Source organism: Neobacillus cucumis, from assembly GCF_016908975.1.
GTDB lineage: Bacteria > Bacillota > Bacilli > Bacillales > Cytobacillaceae > Neobacillus > Neobacillus cucumis.
The window spans coordinates 173,917-187,807 of the sequence record NZ_JAFBEX010000011.1 but is presented as its reverse complement, the minus strand read 5'-3'; the positions used below and the strand labels follow the sequence as shown (position 1 = coordinate 187,807).

The following is a 13,891-nucleotide window of genomic DNA, read 5'->3' as shown; positions in this document are numbered from 1 at the left end:
AGTAAAAAGTCTCCACCTAATGTTGGAGACTCTTTTTTATTCTTCAATTAAATTCAAAACAGGAACATCTTTTTCGTTTTCGGGATCTTGACGGGAATAAATTCGTGCCATTTTTGTTGCTTCGTCCACATGTTGAATAATAACCGGGGTTCCGTCATAGGTCACATTAATCATATCTGCTGATTCTAGTATTTCCTTTGCTCTTCCAACATTCATTGTTTGGTTCACTCCTACTCAGATTTCTATATTACTATCTGCATTTTTTTGGAAGTTATTCATTTTTTTAAAATAAGGTTGAGGTTTTCCGCTGGCATGTGGCTTGCCAGTGAGCCTCCCACTAACTCACCATTTTTCCCAACAAAAAACCTCCCGTATTTAATACAAGAGGCTTTCTAGTCATGGCTACATTTTTTCTGGAGCAGAAACACCTATTAACGCAAGCGCATTTTTAAGCGTAATTTGCACTGATTTTATTAAGGCAAGACGTGCCTTCGTGCGAGCTGGATTTTCGGAATCAAGTACCTTATCGGCATTATAAAAACTATGGAAGGCTGACGCCAACTCTAAAATATAATTCGTGATGCGGTGTGGCACACGCTTCAGAGCCGCCTCCCCAACAGCAGAAGGAAATTCCCCAATTTTCTTCATTAGGTCGACTTCCTTTTCAGAACCGATTAAGGAAAAATCAGCATCCGTACCCACGTTGATTCCCTGCTCCCCGCCAGTACGTAGGATGCTCGAAATTCGGGCATGGGCATACTGCGCATAATAGACTGGATTTTCGTTTGATTCAGATACTGCTAAATCCAAGTCAAAATCCATATGAGTATCAGAGCTGCGCATCGCAAAGAAATAACGGGTCGCATCGAGGCCGACCTCGTCGACCAAATCACGCATTGTGACGGCTTTACCGGTCCGCTTGCTCATTTTCATCTTTTCCCCATTTTTATAAAGATGAACTAACTGAATGATTTCAACTTCGAGGGCTTCGCGGTCATAGCCTAGAGCCTGAATCGCTGCCTTCATCCTTGGAATATAACCATGGTGGTCAGCACCCCAGATATTGATTAATTTTTCAAAACCACGCTCAAGTTTGTCCTTGTGGTAAGCAATATCAGGTGTTAAATACGTATAAGAGCCGTCTTGCTTGATGAGCACTCGGTCTTTGTCATCGCCAAAATCGGTAGAACGCAGCCAGGTTGCGCCGTCCTGTTCATAGATATAGCCTGTTTTACGAAGCGCCGCAAGCGCCTCATCGATTTTTCCATTTTTATAAAGGGAGGTTTCTGAGTACCAAACATCAAAACCAACACGGAAATCCTCGAGGTCCTTCTTCAACTTAGCCATTTCATATTTTAAACCGTACTCACGGAAGAATTCGTATCGTTCTTCTGCGGGAACATCCACATACTTATTGCCAAACTCTTCTGCAAGTGCCTTACCGATGCCAATGATATCGGCACCGTGATAGCCGTCCTCCGGCATCTCTTTGTCCATGCCAAGTGCTTGGAAATAACGGGCTTCTACCGATAACGCTAGATTATTAATCTGGTTTCCAGCATCATTAATATAGTACTCACGTGACACATCGTAGCCTGCTTTGGCAAGGATATTGCAAAGTGAGTCCCCTACAGCCGCACCGCGGGCATGTCCAAGGTGAAGGTCTCCGGTTGGATTTGCCGAAACAAACTCCACTTGAACTTTTTGGCCGTTGCCGACAGTTGTTTCTCCATAAGAATCACCCGCATTAAGAACGGTTGAAATTAAGTCTGTTAAGTAAGCATTATTCATGTAAAAATTAATAAATCCCGGTCCTGCTAGCTCAATTTTTTCAATGGAGGCCTTCGTGTGGTCAAAATTAGCGACCAATGCTTCAGCAATCATCCGCGGTGCCTTTTTGGCAACCCGTGCAAGCTGCATGGCCATGTTGGTAGAGTAATCACCGTGGGCTTTTTCTTTTGGAATTTCTAGAATGACATCAGGGATTTGATCTTCCGCCGCAAGACCAGCTTTTAGTACGGCAGCACGAATCTCTTCCTTTAATTTCGTTTGTACCTGTTCTACTATATTCATATTTCATCCTCCTGAAAGGTAATCTCTAAATGGTAGGTGCCTGCAGGTGAGCCCTGCATGGTGAAATCATAAAGAATATCAATGAGGCCCTTTGAATATTCAAGCCTTTTTGTCATGGTCATCGTTTCAAAAACGCCAAACGGCATCTCATAGCTGCCTCTTCGCTTTTTATGTAACATAAATGGCAAACGCATCTTTACCGCGCCACCGCGTAAAATTAACGCTTCTTCAGGGGTCACCTTCACGATGGTCCGGACTGTGCCTTCTTCGAGTGCTTCCTCATATTTAAGAAACACTGCCCCGTCCTTCTCTAAATACCGACCAAGCACGGTCAGCTCCATCGTCTCAGAGCCCCCTTGCTGGTGAATCGTCGTTTTCACTTTAATCTTCATCGGTTTTTCTATAGTACTCAAACTCAATCACACTTTCTCTATAAAAGAACTAAATTATTCCCTTTAACATCGTCTATTCTAGTAATAGACAATAGCGCATAACCGCATACTTATCTATTATATACATTGACAGACAACAAATCAAAAAATGCCCGCCCCACTGGGACAGGCACCATTTAATTTCATAACATCGTGTAAATACAACTAACGGTGACAGGCACCTATTTCACCCAGCCAAGCAGCATTTCGCGGATGAGTTTGCTGGCGGTGTTGGCTGTTTGTTCGGATGGATCGTAGATTGGTGCTACTTCTACTAGGTCTCCGCCGACTACGTTTACTTCAGAACGAGCAATTGCATGAATGGATGCCAACAGTTCTTTTGATGTGATACCTCCTGCATCAACGGTTCCTGTTCCAGGTGCATGCGCAGGGTCAAGAACATCGATGTCGATGGTGACATATACCGGACGACCAGCAAGGGTTGGCAGGATTTCCTTTAATGGCTCAAGGACTTCAAATTTAGAAATATGCATACCGTTTTCTTTTGCCCACTGTAACTCTTCCTTCATCCCGGAACGGATGCCAAAAGAATAAACATTTTTTGGACCAATATGTTCCGCAATTTTCCGAATGGGGGTTGAGTGTGATAATGGCTCACCTTCGTATTCCTCGCGGAGGTCTGTATGGGCATCAAAATGGATAATAGCTAAATCTGGGTACTTTTTATACATGGCCTTCATGACCGGCCAAGAAACAAGGTGCTCCCCGCCCATACCAAGCGGGAACTTGCCTGCTGCAAGGATCTGGTCTACAAATTCTTCAATCATATCCAAGCTGCGCTGGGCATTTCCAAATGGCAGTGGAATGTCTCCAGCATCGAAATATTTGACCTCTTCAAGCTCACGGTCAAGGTAAAAACTATACTCCTCAAGTCCAATTGATACCTCGCGGATACGGGCTGGACCAAAACGTGAACCAGGGCGGTAACTAACCGTCCAGTCCATTGGCATGCCGTATAATACAACCTGACTTTCTTCAAAATTCGGGTGGCTCTTGATAAACACATTGCCCGAATAGGCCTCATCAAAACGCATTTAATATCCCTCTCTCTTATGTATTCAAGGTCACAAAGGGGTTTTGTGACCTTTTGTTTGAATTATGCACCCCATTTAGGGACAATTTTTGCTTATTGTGACCGTTGGGCCGCTTTTCCTCGACCTTCGGGCACAATAAACTACTTTTGTGACCGTTTGACCGCTTTTTACCGACCTTCGGGCACAATAAACTACTTTTGTGACCGTTGGGCCGCTTTTTACCGACCTTCGGGCACAATAAACTACTTTTGTGACCGTTGGGCCGCTTTTCCTCGACCTTCGGGCACAATAAACTACTTTTGTGACCGTTGGGCCACTTTTTACCGACCTTCGGGCACAATAAACTACTTTTGTGGCCGTTGGGCCGCTTTTCCTCGACCTTCGGGCACAATAAACTACTTTTGTGACCGTTGGGCCACTTTTTACCGACCTTCGGACACAATAAACTACTTTTGTGACCGTTGGGCCGCTTTTCCTCGACCTTCGGGCACAATAAACTACTTTTGTGACCGTTGGGCCACTTTTTACGACCTTCGGACACAATAAACTACTTTTGTGACCGTTGGGCCGCTTTTTACCGACCTTCAGGCACAATAAACTACTTTTGTAACCGTACCAACGGTCGACATGTAGTAATGGACCATTTCGTTACTTCAATAAATCGCCAACAAACTTCGGCAAAACAAAAGCTGCTTTGTGCAATTCTTTTGTGTAGTATTTTGTCTCGATCTCATGGTAGCGTTCTTCGCTAACCTCGAGTGGATCATATTGCTTAGAACCGATTGTAAATGCCCATAAACCACTTGGGTATGTTGGTATATTAGCTACATATAAGTGGGTAATTGGAAAAATCTCTCTTACATCCCGCTGGACATTACGGATTAAATCCGCTTTGAACCATGGATTATCCGACTGCGCCACGAAGATACCGTCCTCTTTTAACGCCTTCGCAATCCCCGCATAGAACCCTTTTGTAAAAAGATTGACCGCAGGACCTACTGGTTCTGTGGAATCAACCATAATCACGTCATATTGATTGTCACTTTTGGCAATGTGCATAAAACCGTCATCGACACGCACATCCACACGAGGGTCATCCAGTTTGCCGGCGATCTCTGGAAGGAACTTCTTGGAATACTCAATCACTTTCCCGTCAATATCGACTAATGTTGCCTTCTTTACGCTTGGGTGCTTCAGTACTTCACGGATGACACCGCCATCGCCGCCGCCGACTACAAGCACGTTTTCTGGATTAGGGTGGGTGAATAATGGCACATGGGCCACCATTTCATGGTAGACAAATTCATCACGGACCGATGTCATCACCATGTCATCTAATAACAACATGTTGCCCCACTCTTCGGTTTCAATCATATCAAGCTTTTGAAAATCGGTTTGTTCTGTATGTAAGGTTTTGTTCACTTTCATGGTAATCCCAAAGTTTTCAGTTTGCTTTTCTGTAAACCAAATTGACACGAACATCTTCCTTCCATTTATGCATTGATATCCAAACCGCAGCTCTCCCCAGAACCCTCTCTCTAAACGGCCGTTTCCGCTTTTCTTTTTATGCTACCCAAACTATTGAATTACAAACATAAGAAAAAGTCTAGCAAAATTTAAAGAATTTTTCCACGGATGTTTAAAATGACTCTATTTTTTCAATACTATTACTATCTAATTTTAAAAAAACTGGAAAGTGATATCTAGCTGCAGCGCTTAGCCCCTCGAGGTTGCTTCGATCCTGTCAGTGAAGTCAAAAAACGACTTCACCGCCAGGCCCTCCAGCGCTGGTCGGGGCTGACCAAAGCGCTTCCGCTATTAATGTGGGGTGAATATTATGGAAATCATGACTGATCAAGGGTTTCGAAAGACGATTAAATACCTAAGGGCGTTCATATTCATCAGTTTGATAGGCATGATTTGCATGCTCATTCTCTTTGCCGGCATTCTTGGCTATGCTAAAATACTCGGGGCTCCTCCGCTAGCTGTCCCGCAATCGACATTATTTTTCGCTGACGACGGAACCTTAATAGGTGAAAGCAATAGCGGTCAAAAACGCTACTGGGTTAATATGAACGACATTTCCCCGGATTTGGTCAATGCCACGGTCTCTGTGGAAGACAAAAACTTTTACCATCACCACGGCTTTGATTTCAAACGAATTGCCGGGGCGGTCGTTGCGGACGTTTCAGCCTTCGCCAAGGTGCAAGGGGCAAGTACCATTACCCAGCAATATGCACGGAATCTTTTTCTTGAGCACGATAAAACGTGGAAACGTAAACTGACCGAGGCCTTTTATACGATCCGCCTTGAGATGAACTATTCCAAAAAAGATATTCTGGAAGGCTATTTAAATACCATCTATTACGGCAACGGAGCCTATGGCGTGGAAGCAGCCAGCCAGTATTATTTTGGAAAAAAGGCAGCTGACCTCAGCCTTGCCGAAGCGAGCTTGCTTGCCGGAATACCGAAGGGTCCGGGGATTTATTCTCCATTTGCCAATATAGAAAAAGCCAAAAGCCGTCAGGCAATTATTTTAAAAACAATGGTAGAAAATGGATATATCTCTAAAAAGGCTGCCCAAGTAGCCGCGATGGCACCGCTTCATTTAGCAGGAGCTCATGCTACCCAAAAAGTAAAAGTAGCCCCTTATTTTCAGGATGCGGTTCGCAATGCGCTTAAGAACCAGCTTCATTTAGATGAACGCACCATTGCTCTAGGCGGCTTAAAGGTCTATACGACCCTAAATTTAAAGCAGCAGGAAGCAGCCGAAAGCGAAATCAAAAAAAATGTGGCCAGCTCCTCGGAAATTCAGATCGGTCTTGTGGCCATGGATCCAAAAAATGGTGATGTCAAAGCGATGGTCGGCGGCAGAGATTATGAAAAAAGTCCATTTAATCGCGCCGTCCAAGCAATCAGGCAGCCAGGCTCCACGATCAAGCCGTTGTTGTATTATGCGGCCCTTGAGCATGGTTTTACCCCGTCATCGACGATGCGGAGTGAATATACAACGTTTCACTTTGACGATGGTCAAGCCGATTATACACCGCATAACTTCAATAACAAGTATGCTAATGGTGAGATCACACTTGCTGAGGCCCTTGCTGTGTCTGACAATATTTTTGCGGTCAAAACTCATTTATTTTTAGGCGAAGATACGTTAGTAGAAACAGCCAAAAAATTCGGCTTGTCAACTAAAATGTCAGAGGTCCCGTCGCTTGCATTAGGAACCTCGGGTGTCCGCATGATTGATATGGCCAATGCCTACAGCATGTTTGCCAACGGTGGTAAAAAGGTTTTTCCAGCACTGATTACAAGAGTCGAAGATTATAATGGAAATGTAATTTATGAAAAAGAAAATCATTTTAACAGAATTTTAAATCCGGCAAGAGCCTATGTGATGACGCAAATGCTAACTGGGATATTCGATTCGAAGTTGAACGGCTATACCAGGGTAACCGGAAGCACGATCAGCAAAAGCCTCACCCGCCCGTATGCTGGCAAGTCTGGCTCAACGGATACGGACAGCTGGATGATTGGCTACTCGCCGCAGTTGGTTACGGCCGTCTGGGCCGGCTATGACACTGGCAAGCCAATTGAAATGGCGGCGGACAAAACGTACGCCAAAAAGATTTGGGCCAATTTTATGGAGGATGCCTTAAAAGGACAGCCGATTAAGGCGTTCAAAGCGCCAAAAGAGGGCGTCATCGGGGTATATGTGGATCCGGAAAACGGAAAACTGGCAACAAAGGATTGCCCTATCCGTCGATTTACGTATTTTGTCAAAGGTACAGAGCCAACTGAATATTGTACCGATCATTTAAAAAATGCTCCTGATGCACATAAAAAAGATGCAGCGGACAAAAAGGTTCCTTGGTATAAGAAAATTATGCCATGGGACTAGTAAAGCGCCGTACATCTTGCAATATTCTCATAAAAAGAAAAGCTCCGGATTCGCTCCGGAGCTTTTCTTGTCCTAGTTTTAGGATTATATTACTCATTTCAGAAAAAAACACAAATAATGTTATTCGACCAATAAACCGTTTTTGAGTTCATCAGTCGAGTTTTCCCATAATACCTCGTTATGGGCACGCAGGAAATCCGCTAATATCTTTTTCGATGGGTCATCCATGACATCGACAATAATATGACGTTTAAGGGATTTATCCATGCGGTTCACATGTTCCGGCAATGATTTGTAACCGCGGCGGATTTCACGGTCCACGGTCATATAGCAGGCAGTCACCCCAGCATAATATGGACCTTCCTCATTACGGTCAATCGTCACCCAAACGAGCCAATAAGGTTTGCCATTCGGAACGTCCTCTTGATTTGGCAAAAATTTAATCCCTTTTTCCACGGCACTGCGGGCATGCATGGCGCCGATATCAATTTCCGCCTCGCCTGCCTCAATATCGATAAACACCGGGGAAACATTATCCAGGCTCAATGCCCCTTTTCCAAACCCTTTATGACCATCCATCGGGTCACTTTTTTTGATAATATTAAAGCCCAGCTTTTTCTTATTCTCTTCCATTAAAACAAAGACCTCCTAAAAATAAAGATTATAAAAGAAATTGCTTAATCCTTCCCTTAGCCAAGGGACAATGGTGCTAAAAATCGGCTGAATCGTAAATTGGTCAAGCGGCGTGATGACCAGAACTAAAAAGATCAGCATTCCGTACTGTTCATATTGTGTCATTTTTGCCCGTACATGATGAGGCGCAAGGTCCTCGATAATTCTGTAGCCATCGAGTGGCGGCAGCGGAATCATATTGAAGATAAGCAAAACGATATTTAAATTAATAAAAATCATTAGGAAATCATCAAATTGAGTAGAAGATGCTATATTGAATCGCATCAGGCCATAACCGACAATAAATCCTAGCGAAGCAAGGATCAGATTCGCAAAGGGACCTGCTATGGAAACCAGGATACTGGCAAGACGCGGCTTTTTAAAATAAAAGCGGTTGACTGGTACAGGGCGCGCCCAGCCAAATCCAGCAAGAAGTATCAGAATGGTGCCGATTGGATCCAGATGTTTAAGCGGATTTAGTGTCAGTCGTCCTTGCTTTTTGGCGGTATTATCACCAAATTTATAAGCCACAAAGGCGTGTGCAAATTCATGGAATGTAAAGGCAAAGATAAGGGTAATCGCTACATATGGAATTAACCGCAGTGGATAGGCCAAGTGGAATCCATCCATATAATCTCTCCTTCCCAATTAAAAAGCCGTTGCTTTATTCGGAAACCGAAATCTGGAATCCGCAATGAGCCGTATTCAATTTGAACCGTCATCATTTGTATTTCTTTTAGTATAACTGATACCGCTTATAAAAAGAAAACAAAAGTGCACTCATGTTGCACTTTTCCTGGGTTTGTGGAACACTACTAGTAGTTAACATTAAAGGAGGAATTAATATGCCATATGTAACGGTTAAAATGCTTGAAGGACGTAACGAAGACCAAAAGCGTGCACTAGTTGAAAAAGTAACTGATGCTGTCAGCGAAACAACCGGTGCTCCAAAGGAAAAAATCGTCGTCTTTATCGAAGAAATGAGCAAAAACCACTACGCAGTAGCCGGCGTTCGCGAAAGCGATAAATAAGAAAAGCGCAAGCGCCTTGGTCAGCCCCCACAAGCTTAAGACCTCGAGAGGCTAGGCCTGGAGCTAGACAATTCTAGAAGGCGAAATTTATACTATTTCTTCTAAAAAGTGACAGGCACCATTTATCACTCATTGATAGGATAAATGGTGCCTGTCACCCGTTATTGAATCTTCCCTTTTAAGGTTTCAATGTATTGATATGCTTCATCGATTTCAGTGAGTGTATAGCGCTGACTGCTTTTAAGGGTAAACACTTTGTCTGTGACTTCTTCTTTTGACAGGTTATCAAAAAACAAGACTGTTGATACTAGCTCGAGGAATCTAGCATTTTGCTCGTTCATATTAATAAAGCAATCCTGTAAATTAGGCATCTCTACTTCATTTAAGCTTAAAAACTCTTTCCCGGTATCTGTCAGGGTGTAGCGATATTGATAGTAGCCGCCCTTCTTTTCTTTCACTTCATTTAAAAATCCCATATTGCAAAGTTCTTCAACCCTAGTTGTTAATTCCTCTGAATAAGGACCATAAAAATGAAACTGAAACCGCTCATGAAAAGGGAAATCTACCTTCTTTGCAATATAAATCATCTTCTGCAGCTTTTTTCTCCCGATAACCTCACCAGAAACAAGAATCGCCTGCATCAACTTAGCATGATCCTTTAACAACATTCGTCATCTCCTACTCCAGTGGTGACAGGCACCATTACTCATATTTACACTATTGTTTTGACCTTTAATGGTGAAAGAGACCATTAAAGAAACCGTTCAATGGCACCATTCATTAACGATCTAAAAGGGTGCGAATTTGCTGTTTTAGTTTTTTTTGGCTGGAGTCGTCTTCTAGGAAGTCTGCTGGGTAATAGAGTTTGTGGTCCGTTCTTCTCTTTCCCGAAATAGCATCGACTATCTCAGATTCACGAGAAAGCTCGCGTAATTCTCCATTTTTCATCAATAAATGTATTGGCAGCCGTTCTTCTTCTTCACCAGGCCGGTAGAAATCATATGGCAAGTCAGAAGATGAATCGACAACCAAATAATATTCAGGGTCAATCCCTGCTTTCTCAAAAAGAACCGTTAATTCAGCAAGCTTCTTATACTCCTTGGCAGGGTCAAATTCAACATATTTAAATAGATTCCGGTTAACAAAGCGGCGGCAAAGGTCGCTTAAAATCGCATCATTCTCTTCCTGCCAAATTTGAAAATAATAAAAACAAACAGACTCATCCAATTTTAAATAGTCTTCTAATGTCACTTGTTCATGAAAAAGAGAAGTAAAGTGGATGGGTTCATATTTAAAAGTGTAGTTGTTTTCTAATAACTGTTTGGCCCGATGAAGGATTTTCGTTAGAATCACTTCAGCACTGCGAGAGACAGGATGGAAGTAAACCTGCCAATACATTTGATAGCGGCTCATGATATAATCTTCCACCGCATGCATGCCGCTCTTTTTAATAACAACCTGCTCTTCCCTAGGGCGCATAACTCGCAGTATTCTTTCCATATCAAATTGACCGTAGCTCACACCAGTAAAATAAGCATCCCGCTGCAAATAATCCATCCGGTCGGCATCAATTTGACTCGAAATCATACTGACGACGAGCTTTTTCGCAGATGTTTTCGCAATTACTTCAGCCACCTGTGCAGGAAAATCAGGGCCTACCATTAGAAGTACCTTGTTGACTTCTGTGTTTCCTAAAATAATCGCTCGTGTTAAGTCTTCATGGTCAAAATCAAAAACTTTTTCAAAGGCGTGTGAAAACGGGCCATGCCCAAGGTCGTGGAGAAGCGCAGAACATAAGGTGAGAAGGCGGTCATCATCGTTCCATTCCTGTCTGCCGGCAAAGACGTCATCGATGATACGGCGGACAATCTCATAAACTCCGAGAGAGTGGTTAAATCTACTATGTTCTGCACCGTGAAAGGTTAAAAAGGTGGTCCCCAGCTGCTTAATCCGGCGCAGACGCTGAAACTCTTTTGTTCCTATCAAATCCCAGATCACTCGGTCTCGAACATGGACATAGCGATGGACGGGGTCTTTAAACACTTTTTCTTCTGTTAACTTTTCTGCCGAATATTGCATGAAATACCCCTCTTCCTCAAACAAATGCTTCTTCCCGTTTACCAAAATTGGCCAATTTATTCCTACTCCTATTATATACCAAATACCTACAAAATTCCGCACGATTTTTCGACACATTGAGTGTCTGTCAGCATTTCTAACACACTGAACTGACTATTGGTGACAGGCACCAATAGAAAAATCACCTGTGGCCTGATGAACGTAGGTGATTTTTTAGATTCGTATCTATTTGCAAAGAAACCGAGCTTATTTTATCTTTTTATTAACCTTTTCCATTAATTCTTCTTCTGTCAATGCTGCCACAGGGCGGTTGTTAACGAAAGCAAAGGTCTTTTTTCGACCGGGACCACAATAGGATTGGCATCCAATTTTAATTTCCGCATCCGGGTCAGCTTCTTTCAAACGAGGGATCAATGTCTTTAGATTCACGGCCTGACAATCATCGCAAACACGAAATTCATTGGACATTCCATCCACCCCTTTCTACCATCAATCTATTATCACTTCACTATTTTATCCAATAATCACACATAGTAACTTGGCAAAAATAAATAACTAAACAGTCTTAACTCCATAGGTATTTTACAGGTTCTTTTTTCCCAATGCAAGCTGCAATCATTAGTAACTCTTGTCAAACACCCTCAAATCTTTTAGTTAAAAAATCTACTATCCTTGCATTAAGTTTGGTATAAACCTTGAAAAACTTGTCCATCCTAAGACTAGAACTTTAAAAAACAAGTCAGAACATGAACTGACAAAGTAAAAATAGCACAACAATTTAGGGAGTTGAAAGATATGAAAGTTCGTCAAGATGCTTGGACAGATGAAAATGACTTACTTTTAGCAGAAACCGTACTACGTCATGTAAGAGAAGGCAGCACCCAGCTAAATGCTTTTGAAGAGGTGGGCGACAAGCTTAACCGTACTTCTGCCGCCTGCGGTTTCAGATGGAATGCCGTTGTCCGTCACCGCTATGAGAAAGCGCTACAACTAGCAAAAAAACAACGAAAACAAAGACAAAGAGTGTTAGGAAAAGACCAAGGCGGCAAGAAAAAACTACTTTACAATCCGCCCGTTCCTGATTCAGAGGATTTAGAAACACTTGAACCAATTCATGTGGAAATGCCTGCCCCTACAGAAACAGCAGTTGAAATGAACGACATGCAAACTGAAATGGCTGCTGAAACCTTTGTTAAGCCTGCGGTCTCACAAACCTACCGAGCCGCTGCACCAACTGGAGGGCTATCACTGGATTCTGTCATTTCTTATTTACAAAACTTTCATCATGCCAATCTGCAAAATGAAGCACTAAAAAGTGAGAATGAAAGATTGAAAAGAGAAATTTCCGAGTTAAGAAAGCAAAATGAGGAAATGACTGCAAAAATTGAAGGGCTCGAGCAAAATACCGAGACCATTCAAGAAGATTACGAGACGCTGATGAAAATCATGAACCGCGCCCGTAAGCTAGTTTTATTTGAAGAAGAGGAAAGACCTGCTACTAAATTCAAAATGGACCGTAACGGCAACCTCGAAAAAGTTGCAGAGTAAAATCATCTTTCCAATTCCTTTAAGGGAGAAGAGACCAAGCGCAGCAGCACTTAATATACAAGCCAAAAAGCCGTAAATCTATTCACGAGAGATTTTCGGCTTTTTTTTGCCTGTGTTAGCGCGATCCAACAATAAAGGTCCGTGATTCCAGGGAGACCTCTATCAAGCGCATAAATTTTTATTTTAACATCTCAGCCATTTTTTCATTGCGGTCGACCACCCGTTGATAATACCCTGAAAACAAACTAAGCTCAAACTCGTTTAACTGCCCCGCATACAAGTAATCACTATGCGCTTTTAACTGCTGCAGGAGCCGCAGCATCACATCAGCAATGGTCAATTCGACACCAAGCAAATCTGACAGGGAGGCCATTACTTCCGGAACCACCTCCGGATAAACGAATTTCGTTTGTTCGTCTTTTTTGGCCAGCTGATAAAATTCCCGGACAAGTTCAGCCCGCTTTTCGCCGCTCCCATTGACGCACAAATAAATCTGTACGGCCACGCCTCGTTTCAAACGCCGCTGCGAAATGCCGGCAAACTTTTTCCCTCCAATACTAAGGTCATAACTTCCCGGGCAATAAGAGCCGATAATTTCCCGTGCCTCAATGGACTGTGGAAAATCAGAAAACATCTGCTGTACCAGCTGCCACATCGCATCGTAGCCCCGGTTAATATCGATTCCTTTTGCAGCCTCTGGAAAAATTAACGAGATATTCAGGACTCCTTCATCGAGCACAACCGCCAACCCGCCGGAATTGCGTACAATGGGCTGATAGCCTTGCTCAGCCAAATATTGAAGGCCCTCCTGTAAAAATGGCAATCTCGTATCCTGTATCCCTAACACGACCGTATTATGATGAACCCACGTCCGCGCTGTTGCCGGCGCCTCTCCAGCACCTACGGATGCGCACAAGGTATCATCGGTTCCAAATGATTGTAATGCTTGAAAATGAATGCCAACTGCCGACTGGTCAATAATCCGCCATTCGGGCTGGCGCAGTAAACCTTCCATTTTGATTACTCCTTAATGGTTTATTAGGCTTATTTTATCAAAAAGAGGCAACTCACACAAAAAAGAGCCAGCCCCATCAAGGA

General features: G+C 43.0%; 14 protein-coding genes. 3 read left to right on the top strand and 11 right to left on the bottom strand.

Annotation, left to right across the window (positions count from 1 at the left end; genetic code table 11):
* Nucleotides 1-36 precede the first annotated feature (36 nt).
* The 5 genes from JOC76_RS16455 to speE all read right to left on the bottom strand — a co-directional run bounded on the left by JOC76_RS16455 (nucleotide 37) and on the right by speE (nucleotide 5,041).
* Entirely contained in the window at nucleotides 37-216 is a 180-nt protein-coding gene (locus JOC76_RS16455) for an H-type small acid-soluble spore protein (protein ID WP_205179197.1), read from the bottom strand.
* A gap of 186 nt (nucleotides 217-402) precedes the next feature.
* Nucleotides 403-2,073, bottom strand: coding sequence for an arginine--tRNA ligase (argS, locus tag JOC76_RS16450; protein WP_205179195.1), 1,671 nt, complete (start codon nucleotides 2,071-2,073; stop codon nucleotides 403-405).
* A complete protein-coding gene (locus tag JOC76_RS16445; RefSeq protein ID WP_205179194.1) occupies nucleotides 2,070-2,465 on the bottom strand; it encodes a YwiB family protein in 396 nt (131 codons plus the stop codon). The genes argS and JOC76_RS16445 overlap by 4 nt, the downstream gene beginning before the upstream one ends.
* Nucleotides 2,466-2,686: 221 nt before the next feature.
* Nucleotides 2,687-3,559, bottom strand: a complete 873-nt coding sequence (gene speB / locus JOC76_RS16440) for an agmatinase (protein ID WP_205179193.1) — start codon at nucleotides 3,557-3,559, stop codon at nucleotides 2,687-2,689.
* A 648-nt stretch (nucleotides 3,560-4,207) separates the two neighbouring features.
* The gene (gene speE, locus JOC76_RS16435; protein ID WP_239557763.1) at nucleotides 4,208-5,041 is read right to left on the bottom strand and encodes a spermidine synthase; all 834 of its coding nucleotides are present in this window, start codon (nucleotides 5,039-5,041) and stop codon (nucleotides 4,208-4,210) included.
* A 355-nt stretch (nucleotides 5,042-5,396) separates the two neighbouring features.
* Between speE and JOC76_RS16430 the strand changes: the two genes are divergently transcribed.
* Complete coding sequence (locus tag JOC76_RS16430) at nucleotides 5,397-7,463, top strand: transglycosylase domain-containing protein (protein ID WP_205179191.1); 2,067 nt, start codon at nucleotides 5,397-5,399, stop codon at nucleotides 7,461-7,463.
* Nucleotides 7,464-7,583: 120 nt separating this feature from the next.
* Here JOC76_RS16430 and JOC76_RS16425 read toward each other — a convergent pair whose 3' ends face one another.
* Both JOC76_RS16425 and JOC76_RS16420 read right to left on the bottom strand, forming a co-directional pair.
* On the bottom strand, nucleotides 7,584-8,096 hold the full coding sequence (locus JOC76_RS16425) for a YwhD family protein (RefSeq protein WP_205179190.1): 513 nt from the start codon (nucleotides 8,094-8,096) through the stop codon (nucleotides 7,584-7,586).
* 15 nt (nucleotides 8,097-8,111) lie between these two features.
* Nucleotides 8,112-8,765, bottom strand: coding sequence for a site-2 protease family protein (locus tag JOC76_RS16420; RefSeq protein WP_205179188.1), 654 nt, complete (start codon nucleotides 8,763-8,765; stop codon nucleotides 8,112-8,114).
* A gap of 215 nt (nucleotides 8,766-8,980) precedes the next feature.
* On the opposite strand from JOC76_RS16420, the gene thmT reads away from it, so the two are divergent.
* Nucleotides 8,981-9,166 carry a 2-hydroxymuconate tautomerase gene (thmT, locus tag JOC76_RS16415; RefSeq protein WP_205179186.1) on the top strand — a complete coding sequence of 62 codons (186 nt, stop codon included), beginning with the start codon at nucleotides 8,981-8,983 and terminating at the stop codon, nucleotides 9,164-9,166.
* A 161-nt stretch (nucleotides 9,167-9,327) separates the two neighbouring features.
* Here the strand turns inward: thmT and JOC76_RS16410 are convergent, their stop codons facing one another.
* The 3 genes from JOC76_RS16410 to JOC76_RS16400 all read right to left on the bottom strand — a co-directional run bounded on the left by JOC76_RS16410 (nucleotide 9,328) and on the right by JOC76_RS16400 (nucleotide 11,713).
* Complete coding sequence (locus JOC76_RS16410) at nucleotides 9,328-9,831, bottom strand: YwgA family protein (protein WP_205179265.1); 504 nt, start codon at nucleotides 9,829-9,831, stop codon at nucleotides 9,328-9,330.
* 115 nt (nucleotides 9,832-9,946) lie between these two features.
* Complete coding sequence (locus JOC76_RS16405) at nucleotides 9,947-11,245, bottom strand: HD domain-containing protein (protein WP_205179184.1); 1,299 nt, start codon at nucleotides 11,243-11,245, stop codon at nucleotides 9,947-9,949.
* A 246-nt stretch (nucleotides 11,246-11,491) separates the two neighbouring features.
* A complete protein-coding gene (locus JOC76_RS16400; RefSeq protein WP_205179181.1) occupies nucleotides 11,492-11,713 on the bottom strand; it encodes a YuzB family protein in 222 nt (73 codons plus the stop codon).
* A gap of 327 nt (nucleotides 11,714-12,040) precedes the next feature.
* Between JOC76_RS16400 and JOC76_RS16395 the strand changes: the two genes are divergently transcribed.
* Complete coding sequence (locus JOC76_RS16395) at nucleotides 12,041-12,793, top strand: RsfA family transcriptional regulator (protein WP_205179179.1); 753 nt, start codon at nucleotides 12,041-12,043, stop codon at nucleotides 12,791-12,793.
* Between the two features lie 178 nt (nucleotides 12,794-12,971).
* Here JOC76_RS16395 and lipL read toward each other — a convergent pair whose 3' ends face one another.
* Nucleotides 12,972-13,808 carry an octanoyl-[GcvH]:protein N-octanoyltransferase gene (gene lipL / locus JOC76_RS16390; protein WP_205179177.1) on the bottom strand — a complete coding sequence of 279 codons (837 nt, stop codon included), beginning with the start codon at nucleotides 13,806-13,808 and terminating at the stop codon, nucleotides 12,972-12,974.
* Nucleotides 13,809-13,891: the final 83 nt, after the last annotated feature.

Coding starts and splice junctions, on each gene's coding strand:
- JOC76_RS16455 (WP_205179197.1), bottom strand. CDS start 216: ATGAATGTTGGAAGAGCAAAGGAAATACTAGAATCAGCAGATATGATT.
- argS (WP_205179195.1), bottom strand. CDS start 2,073: ATGAATATAGTAGAACAGGTACAAACGAAATTAAAGGAAGAGATTCGT.
- JOC76_RS16445 (WP_205179194.1), bottom strand. CDS start 2,465: ATGAAGATTAAAGTGAAAACGACGATTCACCAGCAAGGGGGCTCTGAG.
- speB (WP_205179193.1), bottom strand. CDS start 3,559: ATGCGTTTTGATGAGGCCTATTCGGGCAATGTGTTTATCAAGAGCCAC.
- speE (WP_239557763.1), bottom strand. CDS start 5,041: ATGTTCGTGTCAATTTGGTTTACAGAAAAGCAAACTGAAAACTTTGGG.
- JOC76_RS16430 (WP_205179191.1), top strand. CDS start 5,397: ATGGAAATCATGACTGATCAAGGGTTTCGAAAGACGATTAAATACCTA.
- JOC76_RS16425 (WP_205179190.1), bottom strand. CDS start 8,096: ATGGAAGAGAATAAGAAAAAGCTGGGCTTTAATATTATCAAAAAAAGT.
- JOC76_RS16420 (WP_205179188.1), bottom strand. CDS start 8,765: ATGGATGGATTCCACTTGGCCTATCCACTGCGGTTAATTCCATATGTA.
- thmT (WP_205179186.1), top strand. CDS start 8,981: ATGCCATATGTAACGGTTAAAATGCTTGAAGGACGTAACGAAGACCAA.
- JOC76_RS16405 (WP_205179184.1), bottom strand. CDS start 11,245: ATGCAATATTCGGCAGAAAAGTTAACAGAAGAAAAAGTGTTTAAAGAC.
- JOC76_RS16400 (WP_205179181.1), bottom strand. CDS start 11,713: ATGTCCAATGAATTTCGTGTTTGCGATGATTGTCAGGCCGTGAATCTA.
- JOC76_RS16395 (WP_205179179.1), top strand. CDS start 12,041: ATGAAAGTTCGTCAAGATGCTTGGACAGATGAAAATGACTTACTTTTA.
- lipL (WP_205179177.1), bottom strand. CDS start 13,808: ATGGAAGGTTTACTGCGCCAGCCCGAATGGCGGATTATTGACCAGTCG.